The sequence below is a fragment of the Bacillus sp. S14(2024) genome (assembly GCF_050473785.1).
Classification (GTDB): domain Bacteria; phylum Bacillota; class Bacilli; order Bacillales; family Bacillaceae_G; genus Bacillus_A; species Bacillus_A yunxiaonensis.
In genome coordinates this window covers 1642651-1665376 of sequence record NZ_JBFLUP010000006.1, presented here as the reverse complement: position 1 = coordinate 1665376, position 22726 = coordinate 1642651, and the positions used below count along the sequence as shown (strand labels likewise).

The window sequence follows — 22726 nt, the reverse complement described above, 5'->3', positions numbered from 1 at the left end:
GATGTGAAATACAAAGTGACCAATTCAGGTAAGAAACGTTTATAAACCCCGTAGCGTATAAAAAAGCTTAAATGTGAACTGTTTTTATATAAGTTTTTTTATTTATAAAATACAATATTTAAAATTATATTTATTCAGTTAAAAAAGCCCCTATAACGGTGCTAATTATTTTACAAAATATTGATCTAATTCTGCTGCTAATCTATCGATTAACAAGAAAATATACTATTTTAATGAACTACATGCTACCCCTAACACAAAAAGAAGCGATTTGTTTTATCGCTTCTTTTTCTCTACCTAATATTTTATCAAAATAACAAGAAGAGAAATCTATTATGATATCTCCATTCTATTTTCCTTACTTATTTTCATTTCAGTAAAGATAATTTTTCCCCAAACACAAAAATCCTACATCACCCGCTTAAACATCTTCTCCAGTTCATACGTCGAATGGTGCACAAGTATAGGTCTACCGTGCGGACATGTATATGGATTTGTTGTTGTTCGCAATTCTTCTAGCAATGCAAAGATTTGATCGTTCGTTAAATATTGATTTGCTTTAATTGATGCCTTACAGCTCATCATAATAGCTGCTTCTTCGCGCAGTTTTTTGATATCAACTTTTTTCAATTTCAATACTTGCTGCATCATTTCATCAATGATTTCCATCTCTTGCCCTTTTGGAAACCATGTTGGATGTGAGCGTACAATGAACGATTGATGACCGAATTGTTCTAGGAATAATCCTACTTTTTTCAGTTCTTCTAGTTGTTCCTCTACTCGTAAAAATTCATTGAGTGATAGGTCAATTCTATATGGAACGAGTAATTCTTGTACCTCTGGTGCAACTTGTCCTACTTTGTCACGGAAATATTCATAATTGATACGCTCCTGAGCGGCATGTTGATCAATCATATATAACCCTTTATCATTTTGAGCAAAAATGTACGTACCGTGCATTTGTCCAATTGGATACAGGGGTGGTAAATCGTTTCCGTTCATTTCGATTTCTTGCATTTCTTCCAGTTCTTCTAACTCAAAGTCTTCCTTATTCTCTTCCCACTCATTCTCTTGTGGAAGTGGTTCTTCTACAATCGGCTTGGACGGTTGCCAATTATTTTCTTCTTTTACAAGAGATTGTGGCGGCTGCCATTCTTGTTTTGGTGGATTCCAAAGCAGCGGCTGTGACTTCGGTTTTTCCTCTGGCTCATCCATTCCACTTGGCAAAACGATATTTGGCATCAATGGTTCTTTCGTTTTTGTATGCTCAAACTGAAACTGTTCTTGGACACTTTCATCTTTTTCTTTTTTCTTTGTCGTAACACCGGCATCAGGAATGAGTTGAATTTTTTTAAATGCATCTTGTAATGCTTTTTCAATAAGTTGCAATAGTTCCTGTTCTTTACTAAAGCGAACCTCTAGTTTTGCCGGATGAACGTTCACATCAACTAACATTGGATCCATTTCAATTGATAAAAAGCCAATTGGATAACGTCCAACAGGTAACAATGTATGATAGCCTTGTTGCACTGCCTTCATTAGAACAAAATTCCGAACGTAACGACCATTTACAATTGTTGACATATAGTTACGAGATGCACGTGTTACTTCTGGTAACGTTACATAACCACGAATAATAAAGTCTAGCGATTCTGCTTCAATTGGAATTAGTTTTTTCGCAACTTGAATGCTGTAAATTGCAGCAAGAACTTGTCTTACATCACCATTTCCTGATGTATGAAGCAATTTTTTCTCATTGTGAAACAAACGCAATGAGACTTCTGGATGTGACAATGCAATGCGATATACAATATCCGTAATGTTTCCAAGCTCTGTATGAATTGTTTTCATGTATTTTAAGCGTGCTGGTGTGTTAAAAAACAAGTTTTGAACCGTTATATCTGTTCCTTTACGGCTCGCTGTTTTTTCTTGTTTCAAAATCTCGCCACCTTTAATAACAAGGTGTGTTCCTGGTGCATCCCCTGTACTCGTGATTAACTCTAATTCACTAACAGATGCAATACTCGGCAATGCCTCACCGCGAAAACCAAGCGTCCGAATACGAAACAAATCATTTTCATCTTTAATTTTACTTGTTGCATGTCGTTCAAAGGCAACGATACAATCTTCTTCAGCAATGCCATCTCCATTATCGATGATGCGAATTTTCGATAATCCAGCTTCTTCCAAGTGGATTTCAATAGATGTACTATTCGCATCGATGGAATTTTCGACAAGTTCTTTTACAACCGAAGCAGGTCGTTCTACTACTTCCCCTGCCGCAATTAAGTTAGAAAGTTGATCATCGAGTTTGCGAATTTTCCCCATCTACTTACTCATCCTTTCTTCAACTTTTTCTGTAAACGGTACAGTTCATTTAACGCTTCTAACGGTGTCATATCAAGTAAGTCAATTTTTTTAATTTGTGTTAATACCGCTGTTTCTTTTGAATCAAGTACAGGTTTGTCTTCTTTTTTCACTGGTTGTTCCGCTGCAAAGAAGGATAGCTGTGATTCTTCTTCCACTTCTTCTTGCGGCAGTGCCTCTAGTTCTTCTTTCACGACTACAGGTTCTTGTACGATTTCTTCTGGAACCTTGACTTCCGTTCGTTTCGGAATCGTAATTTCCTCTTGTCCTTCAAGCTGTGCTAATACTTCTTTAGCACGAGCGATTAAGCTATCTGGCAGCTCTGCAAGCTGAGCAACGTGAATACCGTAGCTCTTATCTGCTGCTCCTTCTTGAATTTTATGCAAGAACACAACTTTGCCGTTTTCCTCAATTGCTGAAACATGTACATTTTTAAGCTGATCTAAACTTTCTTCTAACACTGTTAATTCATGATAATGTGTTGAAAATAACGTTTTTGCACCAATTTGATCATGAATATGCTCAATGATTGCTTGCGCTAATGCCATACCGTCATACGTAGATGTACCACGGCCAATTTCATCAAATAAAATTAAGCTTCTTTCCGATGCATTCGCAATCGCGTTTTTTGCTTCTAACATTTCGACCATAAACGTACTTTGGCCTGAAATCAAATCATCAGCTGCCCCAATTCTCGTAAAAATTTGGTCAAACACAGGAAGTACAGCTTCTGCTGCTGGTACAAAACAACCGATTTGCGACATAACAGTAATCAATGCTAATTGACGCATATACGTACTTTTACCAGACATATTTGGACCAGTAATTAAAAAAACATCCATATTTTCAGGCATTATACAGTCATTTGGAACATATAACTTGCCGTTTAATACTTTTTCTACAACTGGATGACGACCATCTTTAATAAAGATTTCTCGTTTACTTGTTAATGTTGGTTTTACAAATTGCTCTTCTTCACTTACAGTTGCAAAGCTTTGAAGTACATCTAGCTCACTAATAATTTTTGCTAATTGCTGCAATTTCGGAATAAACACTTTTACTTCTTCGCGAAGAGCCGTGAATAAATCATATTCTAACTGAACGATTTTTTCCTCTGCTTCTAAAATCAACGTTTCTTTTTCTTTTAACTCATCTGTAATAAACCGCTCTGCATTCGCAAGTGTTTGTTTCCGTTCATAACGTCCTTCTGGAAGTGCAGCAAGGTTTGCTCTCGTAACCTCAATATAGTAACCAAAAATACGGTTGTAACCAATCTTTAATGATTTAATTCCTGTTATGTCACGCTCACGTTTTTCAAGCTCTGCAATCCACGTTTTTCCGTTTTTACTTACATAGCGATATTGGTCTAATTTCTCGCTATAACCGTCTTTTATAATGTCACCATCTTTTATAGAAAGCGGTGGATTTTCTTGAATACTTCTCTCTAATAACACTGTTAAACTTTCACATGGATCGGCACCTTGAATTAAGTTTGCAGCATAGGAATTATCTAAAAGACTAACTGCCTCTAAAATAGCCGGAACTTGCAATAAGGAACGCTTTAATTGCAGTAAATCACGCGCATTGACACTACCATATGCAACTTTTCCTGCTAAACGTTCTAAATCATACACTTCTTTTAGCTTTTCTTTCAAATCTTCACGTAAGAAGTAGTCATTCACAAATGTTTCAACCATTTCTAAACGTTCTTCAATTTTTTCTTTTTGGATGAGCGGACGTTCCATCCACTGTTTTAGCATGCGTCCCCCCATCGCTGTTTTCGTCTTATCTAACAACCATAATAAGGAACCTGTTTTTTCTTTTGTTCGAATGGTTTCCGTTAACTCTAAGTTACGTTTAGAGTGGACATCAATCTTCATAAATTGATTTGTATAATAAATTTCAACCGGTTGCAGGTGATCTAGTGAACGTTTTTGTGTTCGTAAAACATAGCTAAATAAACGTCCAACTGCTGCAATTAATTTTGTTTGCGTTACATTTTGAACGAGGTGCATAAGACTCTCTGGAACTTTCGTTTCTTCCTCATATGAAACTGTCATTTTCAATGTTGCTAACATCTTGTCCAATTCTTCCTTAGAGAACGTGGAAGATACGACAATTTCTTTCGCACCTGTTGCGTATACTTCTAGTAATACATCTTCAAGTGTTCCGGTTAACAATGTTACTGTATTTTGACCTGTCGTTAAGTCATTACAAGCCAATGCATATGAACCATCTTCAAAATGTGCTAGTGCTGCAAGAAAATTATTTTCCTTTTCATCTATTGTACGACCTTCCATCATCGTTCCTGGTGTAATTAACTGAACAACTTCGCGGCGCACAACACCTTTTGCTGTTTTTGGGTCTTCAACTTGTTCACAAATTGCTACTTTATATCCTTTTTCAATCAATTGTTCAATGTAGTTTTTCGCAGCGTGATACGGTACACCGCACATCGGAATCCGTTCGCTCCCGCCCCCATCGCGACTCGTTAATGTAATTTCAAGTTCATGTGCTGCTTTTACAGCATCCTCGAAGAACATTTCATAAAAATCGCCTAATCGAAAAAATAAAAAGGCATCTTGATAATCTGCCTTGATCTTTAAATATTGCTGCATCATCGGCGTGTACTGTGCCATTTTGATCCTCCATACGTCTTTCTTTTTCACTTTAAAAATATATTATAACACAATTATACACGAATGATTTTGAACCATCATCTGAAACACATAGAAAAAGCTAGGAAGAGGTTCTCCCTAGCTTCAACTCATTCTTCTTCCGCTTCTACGATAAAGTTCGGATCAAGTTCTTCAAACTCTTCATCATTCACTTCAATTTCATCTTCAACTTCAGCTTCAAATTGATCATCATCTTCTTGACAGCCCTCTGGATTCACACTCACACAAATTTTTGTTTCGCCCACGACTTCGGTTACAAATTCCCGTTCCACAGTGACAGCCATTTTATTTCCATTTGGTGAAATAACAGCTTCTAAACAATTTGGATGTTGTATGACACGTGCAATAATTTCTTGATCTTCCCCAGAAAAATTCTTATCACGATAGCCGATGTTCACATCATCTGTGTAATGTACGCGTTCTGTCACAACTTCTGTTTTCGTATTTTCTTCATACGAATACCATGTGTTAATATCGTAGAATCCTTCGATTTCTACATACTTCCCATTTTTCCTTGCTTCATATGCGTGGTTAATAACCCAGCACCCCAAAATACTTGTCGGGGGATGATTCGGTGCAACAGTGTGAGTTTCTTTCATATACTTACGGCCTTTGCCCACAACTGCTTTCGTAATAATCTCTCTAAATTCAGGCATACGAACCCCTCCTCAATGAATGTTCAATTCATTATATGCGGGACAAATGCGGAATGTGTTATTCTTTTTTTAAAATGACCTGTCCTGCTCATTATGTAACATGAGGCTTCTATTTTTCAGAAGAATAGAATACATAATTACCTGTTAAAATGAAACAAAAAGAGATGTCGAATCCGACATCTCTTTTAACAACCACACGTGCCTTTTTTATTCGCTACTTCAGCACCTGTTTCTCCTTTTAACACATCTCCACCAGTTGAAATTAAAATTTCATCTGTGACTGTGTTTGAAATTGTACTTGCAACAAGCTGCAATAAATCATTTACATATGTTTGAGAAGATTTGAACTGCTGTACAACTGGAATTTCATCCAGTTTATCTTGCAACGCATCAATTTCTGATTCTACTTTTTTTAGAGCTTCCCATTTCCCATAATGTTGTAGATTCACTGCTTGTTTTTGCAAAGCTTTAATTTCATCAATCGTACGCTTCACATTCTCATTTTTATGAATTTGCGCTTCTGCACGTTTAAAGAAATCTACTTCTTCTGTTTCAGAAATCATTTTTGCTAATTCTTTCGCTTGCTCTACAATTTCATCTTTTGTAAAGATTTTCATCTATTATTTCACCTCGATTGGCTCCTCAACCAATTCCCCGTTTAGAGACCAAGTTTTTGCTTCTGTTATTTTCACTTTTACAAGCTGACCGATTACAGATTTTGGAGCTACGAAGTTTACAAGCTTATTGGCACGTGTATAACCTGCAAGTACTTCAGGATTATTTTTACTTTCTCCATCAACAAGCACTTCAACAATTTGTCCTTCATACGTTTTATTCTTCTTCGCAGAAAATTCATTTACTAACGCATTTAAACGTTGCAAGCGTTCCTTTTTCACTTCCATCGGTACATTATCTACCATTTTTGCAGCTGGTGTACCTTCACGTGGTGAATAAATAAATGTATATGCGCTATCGAAACCTACTTCGCGATATAACGACATCGTTTCTTCAAATTGTTCATCTGTTTCATTTGGGAAACCGACAATAATATCAGTCGTTAATACTACATTTGGAATCGCTTCTTTAATTTTACGTACAAGTTCTAAATAATGCTCACGTGAATATTTACGTGCCATAATTTTCAACATATCCGTACTTCCAGATTGCACTGGTAAGTGAATGTGTTCAACTAAATTGCCGCCTTTTCCAAGTACTTCAATTAAATGGTCATCAAAGTCACGCGGATGACTTGTTGTAAAACGAATACGTGCTACGTCAATCTTACGAAGTTCATCCATAAGATTTCCTAAACCATATTCCATATCTTCAAAGTCTTTTCCGTATGCATTTACGTTTTGACCTAGTAGCGTAATTTCTTTATAACCATTTGCCGCTAAATGACGTACTTCTTTAATAATATCTTCAGGACGGCGGCTTCGCTCTTTACCACGAGTATACGGTACAATACAGTACGTGCAGAATTTGTCGCATCCGTACATAATGTTTACCCACGCTTTAATATCCCCGCGGCGTACTTTTGGAAGATTCTCAATGACATCTCCTTCTTTTGACCATACCTCAACAACTGTCGCTTTCGAGAACATAGCATCTTTTAAAATGTATGGTAAACGGTGAATGTTATGTGTACCAAATACCATATCTACATGCTGATGTTTTTGCATAATTTTGTTTACGACAGATTCCTCTTGTGACATACAACCGCATACACCAACTAAAAGATCAGGATTTCTTTGTTTTAAGGATTTTAAATGACCAAGTTCCCCGAATACTTTATTTTCAGCATTTTCACGAATAGCACATGTATTTAATAGAATCACATCTGCATCTTCTGTAGAGAATGTTGGTTCATATCCAAGAGCTGTAAAGATACCAGCCATTACTTCTGTGTCATGTTCATTCATTTGACATCCATAAGTACGGATATAAAACTTTCTTCCTGCACCAAAATTGCGAAACTCTTCTGGTAAGCCAAAATCACGTTCAATTTTAACTTCTTCTTTTCCGCGTTTTTTCGCATCCTTTAAAGAAGGTGGCTGATATACACTTTCAAAATATTTACTATAATCTTTTTCTGCTTTTTTAGTAGTTGAAGTTGCTTGTTGCCCTGCTAATCGTTGCTCTTCGTTCATGAATAATCTCCTTTCAACCTTACATATACACAGTTTTGATTTTTAGTTGTTGTTTATTTTGTCCTTATAAAAAAGCTTATCGCTTCATTCCTATACACATTATTATAGTATAAAGCGTTCAGTCAAATTAAACAATAGAGAGACCTTGCATTCATGAACGATTTTACTTGATACTAAAAGGAAGGGAAGAGCTCATATTTAATGTAACTCTTGTTTATTATTTTATCATTCTGAATTTTCTTAGTAAAGAAAGTATACCCCATCACGCAATCACTTTATCATAATTGTGCATTAGAAAAGGCTATCGAAATTTCGATAGCCTTTCATATATTACATAAACTCTGCTACAAGTTCATCAAACATTTTTTGGTCCATTTGCAAATCAGCATGAACTAATGGTTTTTCACTATATCCTTTTACAAGCTCTTGGTAAGAAGGCTGCTCTGTATTTTGATAAATTAAACCTGTTACTAAACCTTTGTTTTGCATTAATGTTTGCATAGCAACCATACGATTAGATGGATCATATCCTTCTACTTCGCTAAGTTTTGTTAAATTCTCTTTGAACCAATCATACGTATTTACCTTGTTGTATGTTACACATGGGCTAAATACGTTAATAAGTGAGAACCCTTTATGTTGAATACCAGCTTCAATTAGCTGTGTTAATTCTTTTAAATCACTAGAGAAACTTTGTGCCACAAACGTTGCCCCAGCAGTTAATGCCATTTCCATTACAGATAGCGCTGGCTCAATCGATCCTTGCGGCGTACTTTTCGTTTTAAAGCCCGCTTCACTACGTGGTGAAGTTTGCCCTTTCGTTAAACCGTAAATTTGGTTATCCATAACAATGTACGTAATATCAATATTACGACGAATAGAATGAATTGTATGTCCCATACCGATTGCAAAACCATCACCGTCACCACCAGATGCGATAACTGTTAAATCACGATTTGCCATTTTTACACCTTGTGCAATTGGAAGGGCACGTCCATGAATACTATGAACACCGTAAGAGTTAATATAACCAGAGATACGACCAGAGCAACCGATACCAGAAATCACCGCTAGTTCATCAGGATTTAAACCTACATTTGCAGCAGCACGCTGAATTGCTGCTTGTACTGAGAAGTCACCGCAACCTGGACACCAGTTTGGTTTTACACTATTCCGAAAGTCCTTAAATGTTGCCATTTAAAACAACCCCTTTTTTGCATTCGTTGTAAATTTCTTTTGGCAAGAATGGGTTTCCGTCATATTTCAACAGACTAGAAATTTTTTCACCATAGCCAAGATTCATCTTCATAATATTAGCAAGCTGTCCAGTTGCATTGTTTTCTACAACGACAACACGTTTTGCATCTTTCACAAGCGGCAGCATTTCAGCCGTTGGGAACGGATGAATTAAGCGAACATGAGCATGATTTACTTTTAATCCTTCTTGCTCTAAACGTTCCATCGCTTCTTCAATTGCACCACGAGTTGAGTTAAAGCCTACTAATAATACATCAGCGTCATCATATTTTGCATTTTTGTATACAGGGGTATTAAACTTGATATTCTCCATTTTACGGAAACGTTTGTCCATTTGTGCATTTCGGTTAAGTGCCGACTCAGATGGTTTACCTGTTTCATCGTGTTCTACTCCTGTTACATGGTGAATACCATTTTTCATACCAGGTACAACACGTTGTGAAATCCCATCTTCTGTTACTTCATAACGTTTGAAGTATGCTTTATTTTCACGCTCTGGCAACTCCGCCTGTAAATCAAGTTTACCGCGGCGAATTTCAACTTTTTCTAATTGAAGCGGTTCTACTGTTTGTTTACCTAAAGAAAGTTGTAAATCTGTTAAAAAGATTACAGGGACTTGATATTCTTCCGCTAAGTTAAATGCTTCTACAATATCATAGAACGCCTCTTCAGCAGTACTTGGTGCCATAACGATTTTCGGAATCTCACCATGCGTTCCGTAAATCATTGCCATTAAATCAGATTGTTCTTGTTTTGTTGGTAACCCTGTACTTGGTCCACCACGCTGTGTATCAACAATTACAAGAGGTGTTTCTGTAATTCCAGCTAATCCAATTGCTTCCATCATGAGTGATAAACCAGGACCTGCTGAAGCTGTTAATGTACGTACACCAGCATAGTTTGCACCAATTGCCATCGTACAAGCAGCAATTTCATCCTCAGTTTGAATTACAGTTCCTCCTACTTTTGGAAGCTTCTTAATTAAATATTCCATAATCTCAGAAGCAGGTGTAATTGGATAAGCAGACATAAAACGAGCACCGCCAGCTACTGCACCAAATGCGATTGCATCATTCCCAATCATAAACATACGTTTTTTTCCATCTGCTTTTTCAAGTTGCATCATATTTACTTTTTCACCGAGCAACTCTTTCATATATTGAGAGCCACGTTGAATTGCTTCCATGTTCTTCTGAACAACTTGCTCTCCTTTACGACCGAAAATTTCATCTACAACTTCTAAATACACTTTTTCATCTAGCCCTAATACCGCACTAGATGCTCCAACCGCAACCATGTTTTTCATTAAAGATGTACCTAGCTCAGAAGCGATATCCGTAAATGGAATTGCATATAAAAGTACATCCGTTCCTTCAGGAATGCTTGGATTGAATTTTGCATCTGCAACAACAATTCCACCAGGACGTAGTTCGTGGAAATTAAAATCAATAGTTTCTTGATCAAATGCAATTAAAATATCTAAATCATCTGATATCGCACGTACCTCTGTTGTACTTACGCGAATTTTATTGTTTGTATGCCCACCTTTAATTCGTGATGAAAAATGGCGATAACCATATAAATAATAACCTAGTCGGTTTAATGCAATACAGAAGATTTCTCCTGTACTTTCAATTCCTTCACCTTGTTGGCCCCCAACTTTCCATGAAAGTTGACTAATCATTTCCTACACCCCTTTAACTGCATACATTGTAGTGTATTTTTTTACAGTACTAGTTTAGCACTTTTTAAGACAAGAAACTACAATGGACACAAATTATACCTCTTCTGATTTCAGTAAATGTTTTGTATAATATTAATTCGTTTACAATTCTAGCTCTACCACAGTAAAATTGCAAGAATTTGATACAATTTTATTGTGTATTTTTCAAATTTTCTAATATTTATTCTTTCCTTCTATAATCTTTTATATAATAAAAACTTAGAATGAAATATGATGTATAAAATTACGATATATGAAATTGTTCACTTGCTCTTCTTTATATCGTTTTAATAGTTCATTTATGACATATTCATAATGTTCATACCGTTCTACATGTACCACTGTTTCTGTTATTCCATCAAAATCTGATCCAAATCCAACATTCTTTTCTCCACCAAGCATACATACATGCTCAACATGGCATAATATATCATCCACACAAACAGACTTGTTTGCTGCTAAAAACATCGGTACAAATGTTATCCCAATCATTCCATCTTTTTGGATCAATGCTTTTATTTGTTCATTCGTTAAGTTTCTTGGATGCGGACATAACTCGTAGCTATTCGAATGAGAAGCAACGGGATGATTTGCAAGTTCCATCACGTCCCAAAACCCTTTCTCTGACAGATGAGAAACATCTGTCCATATCTTGTAACGATTTAAATCTTCCACTACTTTTTCTCCAAACAGTGTTAGACCACCAGCTCGAGACTCTAACGCTCCAGCAGCAACTAAATTCGCGTAATTCCAAGTAAGTCCAATAGAACGAACACCCAGATAGTACAGCGTTTGTAGCTTTGTTAATTCTTTTCCAATTGCATCGCATCCTTCTAAAGTTAAAAGCGCTCCTATATCATCTGTACCTAATTGCTGAATATCTTCTTTTGTCCGAATCCATTTTATATTCGGCAGTGTCAAAATTTGTTCGTGAAATATATTTGCCATCTCTAATGCAACTGCAAATCGCTGTCCATATGGCACTTCTTCCGGCACATAAATGGCAAAACACTGAACACTGCCGGCCTTTTGTTTTAACTGATTGTACGTAATATGTAAAGAAGATTCATTTTGAAAGTTTTTTTTCCCTTTCCCCATCCATAACTGCCATAATACATCACAATGCGCATCAAAAATTTTCAAGATTCGTCATCCTTCCTTCTTGAGGTGGCATTATTTCCTATTATATTTTTACAGTTGGAAGTAAATCTCTTCTCACAAAAAATAATAAAGTGAAACTTCCATCAGTGAAGGAGCTTACTCCGCCCGTTAATATAGGATAAAAATGACCTGTTTGCAAATGCAAACAGGTCATCCAATTTAACGAGGCTCTACAATTAATTTAATTGCTGTGCGTTCTTCACCATCAATCATAATATCTGTGAAAGCTGGGATACAAATCAAGTCCACACCACTCGGCGCTACAAATCCTCTCGCAATTGCTACTGCCTTCACGGCTTGATTCAATGCACCTGCGCCGATTGCTTGCATTTCTGCTGAGCCACGCTCACGAATAACTCCAGCAAGTGCACCAGCTACAGAGTTAGGTACCGAAGTTGCTTTAACTTTTAATATTTCCATTGCACGTTTCCTCCTCGTTTCTTTAAAAAAGTATTAGCGATTGAATTCACTTTTAACTTATATTCACGAGCAATGGTTCATATTCCTGCTAAAACCCTGTGATTTTTCTAAAAAATTAAAATATATTTTCTTTTCTAATTTTTCTTGTTTTTTATTCAAAAAATGGCTGATCATCATTAATTAAGATACGATCAATTTTCTTAGCTTTTCCTGTATTTGGATCCACGTCAATTAAAACGGCACTTAACTGTGTTCTTCCATTCGTCACTTCAAATCGTACTGGAAGGTTTGTTAAAAATTTCTTCAGCACAGCTTCGCGTTCCATCCCTAAAATCCCATCATATGGACCTGTCATGCCAACATCTGTAATATAAGCTGTTCCCTCTGGCAAGATACGATTATCAGCAGTCGGAACATGTGTATGCGTTCCAACAACTGCTGTAGCGCGTCCATCTACATACCAGCCAAGTGCTTGTTTTTCACTCGTTGTTTCAGCATGAAAATCAACAAAAATAATGTTTGTACGCTTTTTCGCAATCTTAATCAATTCATCGACTTTACGGAATGGACAATCGATTGGCGGAAGGAATGTGCGGCCTTGTAAATTAATCACTGCAACTTCTATACCATTACAGTTTACAAAAATAAGTCCTTTTCCTGGTGTTCCTTCTGGAAAATTTGCTGGCCTTGCAAGATACTTTGCATCATCGATAAATTCAAAAACTTCGCGGTTATCCCATGCATGGTTTCCAAGTGTAACAGCCTGTGCACCGCACTCTAAAAAGTTACGATAAATTTTCTCTGTAATTCCACGTCCACCTGCAGCATTTTCTCCGTTAATAATTGTAACTGTAGGTGTATACTTTTTCTTTAATGCAGGCACGTAATCTTGAATCATTTTTCTTCCTGGTGAGCCTACTACATCCCCAACAAATAAAATTCTCATATTTCTTACCCTTTCTATCTATACATTCTTCGTAGTTTATGTTCCTAAGCTGTAAACTCAATTTATAAAAAATACAGATGTACTCTCATTATCTTTTTTCATAAATTGTTTCCGATTCTACAGGCTTTTCTATATTGTGTCCATTCCCGGCACAAAAAAATAAAGTGGTGTAACACCACCACTTTATTTTGCGTATTCAACTGCACGTGTTTCACGAATAACAGTAACTTTAATATGCCCTGGATAATCTAGTTCATTTTCAATACGTTTTCGAATGTCACGCGCTAAACGATGAGCCTCTAAATCATCAATTGTATCTGGTTTCACTAGGATACGAACTTCACGTCCAGCTTGAATTGCATAGGATTTCTCAACACCTTCATAAGACTCAGAAATCTCTTCAAGCTTTTCAAGACGACGAATGTAATTTTCAAGCGTCTCACTTCGTGCCCCAGGTCTTGCTGCTGACAGTGCATCCGCCGCTGCCACAAGAACTGCGATGATAGAAGTCGGTTCCGTATCACCATGATGAGATGCAATACTATTGATAACAACAGGATGCTCTTTATATTTTGTCGCAAGCTCAACACCAATTTCAACGTGGCTGCCTTCAACCTCATGGTCGATTGCTTTTCCGATGTCATGTAATAAGCCAGCACGACGAGCAAGTTTTTCGTCTTCACCTAGTTCAGCTGCCATTAGTCCAGCTAAATAAGCAACTTCCATAGAATGCTTTAAGACATTTTGACCGTAGCTTGTTCTAAATTTCAAACGACCTAAAATCTTAATTAAATCTGGATGTAACCCGTGTACTCCTACTTCAAAAGTCGTTTGTTCTCCAACTTCACGAATATACTCATCCACTTCACGTCTTGATTTTTCAACCATTTCTTCAATACGTGCCGGGTGAATACGTCCATCTTGTACAAGTTTATCAAGAGCAATACGAGCAGTTTCACGACGAATTGGGTCAAAGCCTGATAAGATTACCGCTTCTGGTGTATCATCGATGATTAAATCAATACCTGTTAACGTTTCTAGCGTACGAATATTACGACCTTCACGTCCGATAATACGTCCCTTCATCTCGTCATTTGGAAGATTTACAACTGAAACCGTAGTTTCAGCAACGTGATCAGCAGCACATCTTTGCATAGCTAAAGATAAAATCTCTTTCGCTTTCTTATCTGCTTCTTCTTTTGCACGTACTTCAGTTTCTTTTACCATAACAGCGATTTCATGCGAAATTTCATTTTCAACTTTTTCTAGGATAATGGCTCTTGCTTGCTCACGTGTTAGGCTAGAAATACGCTCTAATTCATCTTGCTGTTTTTGTACTAACTCTCCCACTTTGCTTTCCAAATCTTCAATCTGCTGTTGTCTTACTACAAGAGATTCCTCTTTCTTCTCTAACAATTGTTGACTTTTCTCAAGCGATTCGTCTTTTCGATCAAGGTTCTCTTCTTTTTGCATTAAACGATTTTCTTGTTTTTGTAACTCGCTTCTTCGGTCACGAATTTCTAATTCCGCTTCTGTACGAAGTGTATGAATTTCATCCTTTGCTTCTAACAGCGCTTCTTTTTTCAGTGCTTCTGCTTGACGATTTGCATCTTCTACAATACGCTTCGCTTCATTGGCCGCACCGTTAATCTTCGCTTCTGCAATGGACTTTCGAACAAAAAATCCAACAACTGCACTGACGATGGCCAGCAAAATGGAGATGAGTATCCAAACTACATTACTCATAATTTCACCTCCTCTTGCTATGAATGAAAAAAGACTGCATGGATGTACATTGTTTGCACTTGCAACGTACAGCAATGACTGTCGTCCCGCCTTTTCAAGGGACTTTCTTCATTTCACAATTAAAATAGACATATGCTTATTTCGGAAAGTATAAGTCCTATCCGAATGTTACTTCTCTTCTTGAGAAGAGTGTATCGTATATATTACAAGAAAAAATATACATTATCATTGTATCTACCGCTATTTTCATTGTCAAGCGTTGTCTACTTTTACTTTCTTTACCTCTGTAAAAAAATAAAAGACACGAAACCGTGTCTTTTAACCATCAAGAAGATTCATATCTTCTCCGCTTCCAGATGCCGCTTCTTCACCAATGCCATGATGCTCACGAATAAAGAATGCAATTTCATCTGTAACTTCTGGATTTTCTTTTAAAAATTGCTTCGCATTTTCACGCCCTTGTCCTAAGCGTTCTTCATTATAAGAGTACCAAGCTCCGCTCTTTTGAACGATATCAAGTTCAGAAGCCATATCTAAAATTTCGCCTTCTCTTGAAATTCCTTCTCCGTACATAATATCAACTTCTGCTACACGGAAAGGAGGTGCTACTTTATTTTTTACTACTTTCACTTTTGTTTTATTACCAACAATGTCATTGCCTTGCTTTAACTGCTCAGCACGACGCACTTCAAGACGTACTGTTGAATAGAATTTCAACGCACGACCACCTGGAGTTGTTTCTGGATTTCCAAACATAACTCCAACTTTTTCACGAATTTGGTTAATAAAGATTGCAATTGTTTTTGACTTATTAATCGCACCAGATAATTTACGAAGAGCTTGTGACATTAAACGCGCTTGTAAACCGACGTGAGAGTCACCCATTTCTCCCTCAATCTCCGCTTTTGGAACAAGTGCTGCTACAGAGTCAATAACAATAATATCAATTGCACCGCTTCGCACTAATGCCTCTGCAATTTCTAATCCTTGTTCTCCCGTGTCTGGCTGAGATAATAATAATTCATCAATATTAACACCTAGTTTTTGTGCATAAACAGGATCCATTGCATGTTCTGCATCAATAAACGCTGCTTGTCCACCTTGGCGTTGTACCTCTGCAATCGCATGTAAGGAAACTGTCGTTTTACCTGAACTTTCAGGTCCATAAATTTCAATAATACGGCCACGTGGATAACCACCCACTCCAAGGGCAACATCAAGTGCTAACGAACCACTTGGTACAGTAGAAATCTTTCGTTCCGCTTGCTCTCCTAGTTTCATAATAGAGCCTTTACCGAATTGTTTTTCTATTTGTTTTAACGCCATATCTAATGCCGCTTGACGATCACTCATTCAAAAATTCCTCCTTAACTTAAATGCTAATCTTATTATAATATCTTCTTTCCATTATGCCAACAAAAATCGAACGTTTATTCGATTTTTTTATTTTCCAGTAGACGAAAACCTGTATTCCTCCATATAAAATAATAGAAGCTAGAAGAGATTTATATCTCTTCTAGCTTCTTATACAGATGATAAAATCCATATTTGACAGTTCGTTCACGAATTTGCTGGCGACTTCCACTTAATGTAAGCGGTATAACAATCGTCGGCTGTTCATCCATTGCTAATCCAATAAATACTGTCCCAGGCTCTTTTCCTTCAGACGCCTCTGGCCCTGCTACTCCAGTAAAGCTAATTCCGATATTCGCTTGCATAAGTTTTTTTACATTTTCAGCAAGATAGCGAGCACATGATTCACTAACAGCTCCATCCGTTTGTAAAATCTCTTCTGGGACATGTAAAATATGTTGCTTTACGTTATTGCTGTAACAAATTACGCCTCCAGTAAACACAGAAGACGCACCAGCAACTTCAGTAATACGCTCACCAAATAATCCGCCTGTTAAACTTTCAGCACATGCAACCATCAAACCTTTTTGTTTTAACAACGTAATTGCTTTTTTATGAAGAAGATCTTGATTATATCCATAAAAAAATTGTCCTACCCTTTGTAAAATCAATTTTTCTATATCATTTATTAGCGTTTCAGCCTCTTTTGCATCATGATGCTTTGCAGTTAAACGAAGCGTTACTTCTCCTTCAGAAGCAAGGGGAGCAATCGTTGGATTCGTTTGAGCATCTATTAAGTCTTGAATCGTTGCCTCTAATTGTGATTCCCCAATTCCAAAGAATCGAAGAGTACGAGAATATAGATTCTCACCAGATGTAAAAGGAAGTAGCCAAGTTTCTACATAACTTGTATACATTGGATTCATTTCTTTAGGTGGTCCCGGAAGTAAAATATACACCTTGCTATCTTTGCATAATCCCATCCCTGGAGCCATTCCATGATCATTGGCAAACACAGTTGAGCCCTTTAAAACAAGAGCTTGTTTTTTATTATTTTCCGTAAACTCTCTTCCTGTTCGTTTATAATAGTCCGCAATTGAAGCGAGCGCTACTTCATCATATACAAGCTCTTCCTGCAGAGAAGAAGCAATTGTTTCTTTCGTTAAATCGTCTTTTGTTGGTCCTAATCCACCTGTAAAAATCAATATATCTGCACGTTTTTGAGCAATTTCAATTGCTTGACGCAAGCGATTATTGTTATCTCCTACAACAGTGTGATAGTATACATCAATTCCGATAGCTGCCAGCTTTTCTGATAAAAATTTGGCATTCGTATTCGCAATTTGTCCAAGCAATAACTCTGTACCAACCGCGATAATCTCTGCATTCATCTGCTATTCCCCCATAAGCCGTTATTTCGAATTGACAAAAACCTCTCTATTTTTCCAGAAATAATCCCATCCTGAAATAATCGTAAAAATAAGCGCAATCCATATTGAAATTTCTGCAATTGGAATATGAATTAAATTGAATGGAACATCATGCAACAAGTACGCAGAAATTGCAATGACTTGCATCCACATTTTAATTTTCCCAGGCATTTTTGCAGCCGACACTTCCCCAGTGCCAGCTAATACGAGACGCAAGCCTGTAACGGCAAATTCTCTACTAATAATAACAACTGCTATCCAAGTTGATACAAAATGTAAATCTACAAGCGTAATTAATGCTGCAGATACCAATAATTTATCCGCCAAAGGATCTAAAAATTTCCCTAGGTTCGTTACAAGATTATGTTTTCTTGCTAAATGCCCATCAATCCAATCTGTAGCAGAAGCAATAATAAAAACGATAGCTCCAGCTAAGTGTTGAATTGGCAATTCTACATCTCCAATTGTGTATGCACCCCAATCAAATGGAACGAGCATAATAATTAAAAATATAGGAATTAAGCAAATTCTTGATACAGTAATTTTATTTGGTAAATTCACAGCTATTCCTCCATCATGTCAAAAACGGTTTGTGCATTGAAAAAAGTCATCGGAACGATGACTATTATTGCGCAGGTTGTTCTCCTAAGTTTTTAATCACCCAAATTTGATGATACGTGTCTTCTGGCTTAATTGGGTAAGCAACAACTTGCCCATTAATTTTAATGTCAACATTTGGAGCACTACCAATGTTTAACCGCACAACATTTTTTGACCATAAATCCTGTTGTTGAGTTTGCCCTTCTGTTAAAGTACCCTTATAAAGTACATTATTATTTTCATCTTTAATATCTACATAACTTGTACCTTTTGCAGTAACTTCTAATTTGAATGCTTTGTTATTGCGAAGTTCCAATGTAGATACGTTATCTTTTGTCTCAACAAATTTAACCTCTTCTTGACCCGTAGCTGGTTGTTGTTGCTTCGGCTGTTGTTGCGTTTGTTGAGTTTCCCCTTCTTTCTTTTGATCAAGAGGTGAATTTTTCGCTTTCTCTACTTCTGTTTGTGCACTTTGCGCTTGTTTTACTTGGCCGCTGTCTTTGTTTGATACAAATCGGAAAACAAACCAAATTGCAACACCAATTGCAATGATAAGCACTGTAATTAAAATTTTAGGCATATGATCTGCAATCGGTGATGAAGTTGCTCTTTGTACAGTTTCCTGCGTTTTTTGTCCTCTTGAAATTTGCGGAACATCTTGAGAAGCTGACTGCGGTATCTCATGTTTATACTCTTCTAATACTGCCTCTCCATTAAGACCGACCGCTTCTGCATATTGCTTTATAAAGGCACGCGCGTAAAAATCCCCAGGCAATATACTGAAATTTCCTTCTTCGATACTAATCAAATAACGTTTTTGAATTTTCGTAACTTCTTGCAGCTGATCGATGGAAAAACCTTTCTGTTCTCGTGCTTCTTTCAGCTTTTGTCCTAATTCCGTCAATGCTAACACCTCAATATTTCTTTAAAAGTCAAACATGGAAAAATTATTTTGATTTCCTTGTTCAATTTCATCTACTAGGTTGTATTGAATTTCTTCATCGTAATCATTTCGTAACTCAATAATGTAATCAAAATCCTCAAGGGTATATTCTGACTGACTCACAAATATATCTGGATGCTCTACAACCTTTGTCGCTGGCAATCTCATAATTTCGCGAACAAGCTGCCAGTGCCGTTCATTTGCGCGCTTCGTTGAAACGATTCCATCTAAAATAAAGATATTATTATCATTATATTCATCTTCAATTAATTGACTACGCACCGTCTGTTTAATGAGAGTCGATGATACAAAAAGCCACCGTTTATTCGCACAAACACTCGCCGCAACAATAGACTCTGTTTTTCCAACACGCGGCATTCCGCGAATTCCAATTAATTTATGGCCTTCTTTTTTCATGAGTTCCGCCATAAAATCCACAAGCAAGCCTAGTTCATCACGAACGAAACGAAATGTTTTCTTATCATCCGCATCTCGCTGTATATACCTTCCATGTCGAACTGCTAACCGATCACGAAGCTTCGGTGAACGATATTTCGTTACGGTTATATTATCCATCGTATTTAGAATTGATTCAAGTCTAGAAATTTGTTCTTGATTATCACACATTAACAATAGTCCACGCCTAGCGTTGTCTACCCCATTAATTGTTACGATATTAATACCAAGCATACCGATTAACGAAGAAACGTCACCAAGCAAGCCAGGTCGGTTTTTATGTATTTCATACTCAAAATACCATTCAATCATTTGATGACACTCCCCTTGCTTACTTTACACCTACGTACTATATTATATGATTTTCCTCTAATAGGAAAGCGAAATGTATAATAGAACTCGATTTAATCTAGAGATTTTCAACATCGACAAAAAAGGGAGGATTCCTCCTCCCTTTTCTTACTTATGGTTTACCATTTTCACCATTAAGTTTGCGATTGTATGTTGCTCTTGCTCATCTGCAACTTTCCAAAGCTCCGCCAATAATTTTTCTTGGTCATTACGCGCTTCTACTTCATTTGCTAAATAATCACCAATGCGATAAGCCATGTCATTAATCGCTCCGCCATCTAGCCCTTTTCCTTGCGCTTGTTCTAAACGCTCTCCTAAAAAGCCTTTCCATTGTTCAAAGTTTTCTAATACTGACATTATTAAGCACCTCACTATAAAGTAATGGAGTCATGTTTACTATTTGCTATTATGTTCTTTTTTATGTATGAACAAAAAGCACAATACAATATTCCTCACTTTAGTAATTGTTAACAATGCCAGCCCCCATTAACCCCAATAATTTGACCTGTTATATAAGATGCTTGTGGAGAAATGACAAACGCTACCGTATTTGCAACTTCTTCTGCCATTCCTAATCGCCCAAGCGGAATTTCTTCTGCAATATCTTTCTTTTCCTCATCCGAAAACACACATAGCATCTCCGTTTCAATTGCACCAGGAGCAACAGCATTCACTCGTACACCGCTTAGTGCAACTTCTTTTGCCAAAGCTTTTACATACGAATTTTGCGCTCCTTTTACCATAGAATATAATACTTCACATGAAGCACCTATTTGTCCCCATATGGAGGAGATAATGACAATATTTCCACTTCGATTTCGAATCATTGAAGGCAGTGCAGATGAAACAAGTTTATATACATTTTTCACTTGCAGCTCCACCATCTCATTTAATTGTTCATTTGTAATGTCGGTCGTTAATCCAAAGATACTTTTTCCAGCTGCATATACTATAGTATCAATTGGATGATGAATTTGAGACCATAGACGCTCAGCACCATCCGCTTCTGATAAATTAGCTTGAATTGGAATAATACCTTCTAGTTCAAGCTGTAGCTCCAGAGCTTTATTTTCACTTCGGTTATAATGGACATATACCGTATACCCATCTTTCACTAACCGCCTTACAATTGCAGAACCGATTCCTCCGCTTCCCCCGGTAACTACTGCATATTTCTTCATTCTTTTCCTCTCTCTACTACATCATTTTTTCGGAAGAACTTGGCAAACACTTAACCGTTCTTCTTTTAAAAAGTCCTTCGCGACTGTTTGTAAATCTTCAACTGATAAACTTTCCAAAACAGATAATGCATCAAATAAACTGGAGCCATTAAATGCATAGCGTGTAAATTGATTTGCTATATATTCAGGTGAATTTAACGAACGTAAAAAACCACCTATTTTTTTCTTTTTCACACGTTCTAACGTTTCATCGCATAACTCATCATAATTTGTTTGCAATAAAATATTCGTGATTTGCTTTGCTAATTCATCCGGTTGTTTCGTATCTCCGCCAATCATTGCAAAACCGAAACTGCTTTCTTCTGTATAATCATACGAAAATGTATCATCAATTAAACCTTTATTATATAATGCTTCATAATGAGTAGAACCTTTTCCAAATAAATAATCTAACAGCAGGGTTAAAGCAATTTCTTGTTTCAGCAAATCTTTTCCTTCTTGCTTTAAGTCCTGTGTTTTCACACCAACTAAACATTTTGGTGTTTGTACTGGCATTGTAATAACCATTTTTTTCTCATTTACTTGTTCTGGCTCTTCATCAAAAGACCGAACAATTTCAGATTGAGCGGTATAATTTTTCTTCGCTTGATTCTCACGTACTAAATTCATTGTCTTCTCTGGATCAATAGAACCGACAATAAATAATAACATATTGCTCGGGTGATAAAATGTATGATAGCACTCATACAGTAAATCTTTCGTAATTTTGCTAATAGAATCAATTGTTCCTGCGATATCAATCTTTACAGGATGTTTTCTATATAAGCTGTCAATTAATCCAAAATATAAACGCCAATCAGCATTATCTTGGTACATTTGAATTTCTTGGCCAATAATTCCCTTTTCTTTCTCAACCGTTTGTTCAGAAAAGTACGGTTCTTGCACAAAATCCAATAATGTCTCTAGGTTTGTTTCAACGTTTGATGTGCAAGAAAATAAATATGCAGTTCTTGTAAAAGATGTGAATGCGTTTGAAGAAGCCCCTTGTTTACTAAATAATTGAAACGCATCATGGTCCTCTTTTTCAAATAATTTATGCTCTAAAAAATGTGCAATTCCATCCGGTACACGGAGCATCTCATCTTTTCCAAGCGGCACAAACATATTATCAATAGAACCATACTTTGTCGTAAATGTTGCATACGTTTTATTAAAACCTTGCTTCGGAAGGATATATACTTCTAAACCATTCGATAGTTTTTCGTAATATAACGTTTCTTTTAATTGTTCGTATACGATTTTTTCCAT

The 22726-nt window shown here is 36.6% G+C and carries 19 protein-coding genes; all 19 read right to left on the bottom strand.

Translation table 11 applies throughout. The features are described from left to right. Nucleotides 1–408: 408 nt before the first annotated feature. Entirely contained in the window at nt 409–2328 is a 1920-nt protein-coding gene (gene mutL, locus AB1279_RS08860; protein ID WP_429758448.1) for a DNA mismatch repair endonuclease MutL, read from the bottom strand. 8 nt (nt 2329–2336) lie between these two features. Beyond that, complete coding sequence (gene mutS / locus AB1279_RS08855) at nt 2337–5006, bottom strand: DNA mismatch repair protein MutS (protein ID WP_429758447.1); 2670 nt, start codon at nt 5004–5006, stop codon at nt 2337–2339. Nucleotides 5007–5134: 128 nt separating this feature from the next. Next, nucleotides 5135–5701 carry an outer spore coat protein CotE gene (gene cotE, locus AB1279_RS08850; RefSeq protein WP_429754243.1) on the bottom strand — a complete coding sequence of 189 codons (567 nt, stop codon included), beginning with the start codon at nt 5699–5701 and terminating at the stop codon, nt 5135–5137. 185 nt (nt 5702–5886) lie between these two features. After that, nucleotides 5887–6318, bottom strand: coding sequence for a RicAFT regulatory complex protein RicA family protein (locus AB1279_RS08845; protein WP_377884002.1), 432 nt, complete (start codon nt 6316–6318; stop codon nt 5887–5889). Between the two features lie 3 nt (nt 6319–6321). Then, complete coding sequence (miaB, locus tag AB1279_RS08840; protein WP_429758446.1) at nt 6322–7851, bottom strand: tRNA (N6-isopentenyl adenosine(37)-C2)-methylthiotransferase MiaB; 1530 nt, start codon at nt 7849–7851, stop codon at nt 6322–6324. A 330-nt stretch (nt 7852–8181) separates the two neighbouring features. Next, nucleotides 8182–9048 (bottom strand): 2-oxoacid:ferredoxin oxidoreductase subunit beta, encoded by an 867-nt coding sequence (locus tag AB1279_RS08835; protein ID WP_429758445.1) that lies wholly within the window; start codon nt 9046–9048, stop codon nt 8182–8184. Next, complete coding sequence (locus tag AB1279_RS08830; RefSeq protein WP_429758444.1) at nt 9035–10792, bottom strand: 2-oxoacid:acceptor oxidoreductase subunit alpha; 1758 nt, start codon at nt 10790–10792, stop codon at nt 9035–9037. The genes AB1279_RS08835 and AB1279_RS08830 overlap by 14 nt, the downstream gene beginning before the upstream one ends. Nucleotides 10793–11050: 258 nt before the next feature. Further along, nucleotides 11051–11974 (bottom strand): dipeptidase, encoded by a 924-nt coding sequence (locus tag AB1279_RS08825; protein WP_429758443.1) that lies wholly within the window; start codon nt 11972–11974, stop codon nt 11051–11053. A gap of 177 nt (nt 11975–12151) precedes the next feature. Continuing rightward, the gene (gene spoVS / locus AB1279_RS08820; RefSeq protein ID WP_020059065.1) at nt 12152–12412 is read right to left on the bottom strand and encodes a stage V sporulation protein SpoVS; all 261 of its coding nucleotides are present in this window, start codon (nt 12410–12412) and stop codon (nt 12152–12154) included. A gap of 151 nt (nt 12413–12563) precedes the next feature. Then, nucleotides 12564–13358: a TIGR00282 family metallophosphoesterase gene (locus AB1279_RS08815; RefSeq protein ID WP_429754238.1), complete on the bottom strand. Its 795-nt coding sequence runs from the start codon at nt 13356–13358 to the stop codon at nt 12564–12566. A 183-nt stretch (nt 13359–13541) separates the two neighbouring features. Beyond that, nucleotides 13542–15104 (bottom strand): ribonuclease Y, encoded by a 1563-nt coding sequence (rny, locus tag AB1279_RS08810; RefSeq protein ID WP_429758442.1) that lies wholly within the window; start codon nt 15102–15104, stop codon nt 13542–13544. A 318-nt stretch (nt 15105–15422) separates the two neighbouring features. After that, nucleotides 15423–16457, bottom strand: a complete 1035-nt coding sequence (gene recA / locus AB1279_RS08805) for a recombinase RecA (protein ID WP_429758441.1) — start codon at nt 16455–16457, stop codon at nt 15423–15425. 152 nt (nt 16458–16609) lie between these two features. Then, complete coding sequence (locus AB1279_RS08800; protein WP_429758440.1) at nt 16610–17848, bottom strand: competence/damage-inducible protein A; 1239 nt, start codon at nt 17846–17848, stop codon at nt 16610–16612. A gap of 21 nt (nt 17849–17869) precedes the next feature. Next, a complete protein-coding gene (pgsA, locus tag AB1279_RS08795; RefSeq protein ID WP_429754235.1) occupies nt 17870–18448 on the bottom strand; it encodes a CDP-diacylglycerol--glycerol-3-phosphate 3-phosphatidyltransferase in 579 nt (192 codons plus the stop codon). Nucleotides 18449–18512: 64 nt separating this feature from the next. Continuing rightward, nucleotides 18513–19391, bottom strand: coding sequence for a helix-turn-helix domain-containing protein (locus AB1279_RS08790; RefSeq protein WP_429758439.1), 879 nt, complete (start codon nt 19389–19391; stop codon nt 18513–18515). 21 nt (nt 19392–19412) lie between these two features. Then, the gene (locus tag AB1279_RS08785; protein ID WP_336483086.1) at nt 19413–20198 is read right to left on the bottom strand and encodes a DUF3388 domain-containing protein; all 786 of its coding nucleotides are present in this window, start codon (nt 20196–20198) and stop codon (nt 19413–19415) included. Between the two features lie 147 nt (nt 20199–20345). Next, complete coding sequence (locus AB1279_RS08780) at nt 20346–20594, bottom strand: DUF3243 domain-containing protein (protein ID WP_429754233.1); 249 nt, start codon at nt 20592–20594, stop codon at nt 20346–20348. A 110-nt stretch (nt 20595–20704) separates the two neighbouring features. Continuing rightward, a complete protein-coding gene (ymfI, locus tag AB1279_RS08775) occupies nt 20705–21418 on the bottom strand; it encodes an elongation factor P 5-aminopentanone reductase (RefSeq protein WP_429758438.1) in 714 nt (237 codons plus the stop codon). A 21-nt stretch (nt 21419–21439) separates the two neighbouring features. Beyond that, nucleotides 21440–22726, bottom strand: a complete 1287-nt coding sequence (gene yfmH / locus AB1279_RS08770) for an EF-P 5-aminopentanol modification-associated protein YfmH (RefSeq protein ID WP_429758437.1) — start codon at nt 22724–22726, stop codon at nt 21440–21442.

Excerpts from the sequence above, each read along its gene's own strand:
- AB1279_RS08780 (WP_429754233.1), bottom strand. The coding sequence starts at position 20,594 with ATGTCAGTATTAGAAAACTTTGAACAATGGAAAGGCTTTTTAGGAGAG.
- AB1279_RS08800 (WP_429758440.1), bottom strand. The coding sequence starts at position 17,848 with ATGAATGCAGAGATTATCGCGGTTGGTACAGAGTTATTGCTTGGACAA.
- spoVS (WP_020059065.1), bottom strand. The coding sequence starts at position 12,412 with ATGGAAATATTAAAAGTTAAAGCAACTTCGGTACCTAACTCTGTAGCT.
- AB1279_RS08845 (WP_377884002.1), bottom strand. The coding sequence starts at position 6,318 with ATGAAAATCTTTACAAAAGATGAAATTGTAGAGCAAGCGAAAGAATTA.
- cotE (WP_429754243.1), bottom strand. The coding sequence starts at position 5,701 with ATGCCTGAATTTAGAGAGATTATTACGAAAGCAGTTGTGGGCAAAGGC.
- recA (WP_429758441.1), bottom strand. The coding sequence starts at position 16,457 with ATGAGTGATCGTCAAGCGGCATTAGATATGGCGTTAAAACAAATAGAA.
- AB1279_RS08815 (WP_429754238.1), bottom strand. The coding sequence starts at position 13,358 with ATGAGAATTTTATTTGTTGGGGATGTAGTAGGCTCACCAGGAAGAAAA.
- miaB (WP_429758446.1), bottom strand. The coding sequence starts at position 7,851 with ATGAACGAAGAGCAACGATTAGCAGGGCAACAAGCAACTTCAACTACT.
- rny (WP_429758442.1), bottom strand. The coding sequence starts at position 15,104 with ATGAGTAATGTAGTTTGGATACTCATCTCCATTTTGCTGGCCATCGTC.
- AB1279_RS08785 (WP_336483086.1), bottom strand. The coding sequence starts at position 20,198 with ATGATTGAATGGTATTTTGAGTATGAAATACATAAAAACCGACCTGGC.
- mutS (WP_429758447.1), bottom strand. The coding sequence starts at position 5,006 with ATGGCACAGTACACGCCGATGATGCAGCAATATTTAAAGATCAAGGCA.
- ymfI (WP_429758438.1), bottom strand. The coding sequence starts at position 21,418 with ATGAAGAAATATGCAGTAGTTACCGGGGGAAGCGGAGGAATCGGTTCT.
- mutL (WP_429758448.1), bottom strand. The coding sequence starts at position 2,328 with ATGGGGAAAATTCGCAAACTCGATGATCAACTTTCTAACTTAATTGCG.
- AB1279_RS08830 (WP_429758444.1), bottom strand. The coding sequence starts at position 10,792 with ATGATTAGTCAACTTTCATGGAAAGTTGGGGGCCAACAAGGTGAAGGA.
- AB1279_RS08835 (WP_429758445.1), bottom strand. The coding sequence starts at position 9,048 with ATGGCAACATTTAAGGACTTTCGGAATAGTGTAAAACCAAACTGGTGT.
- yfmH (WP_429758437.1), bottom strand. The coding sequence starts at position 22,726 with ATGGAAAAAATCGTATACGAACAATTAAAAGAAACGTTATATTACGAA.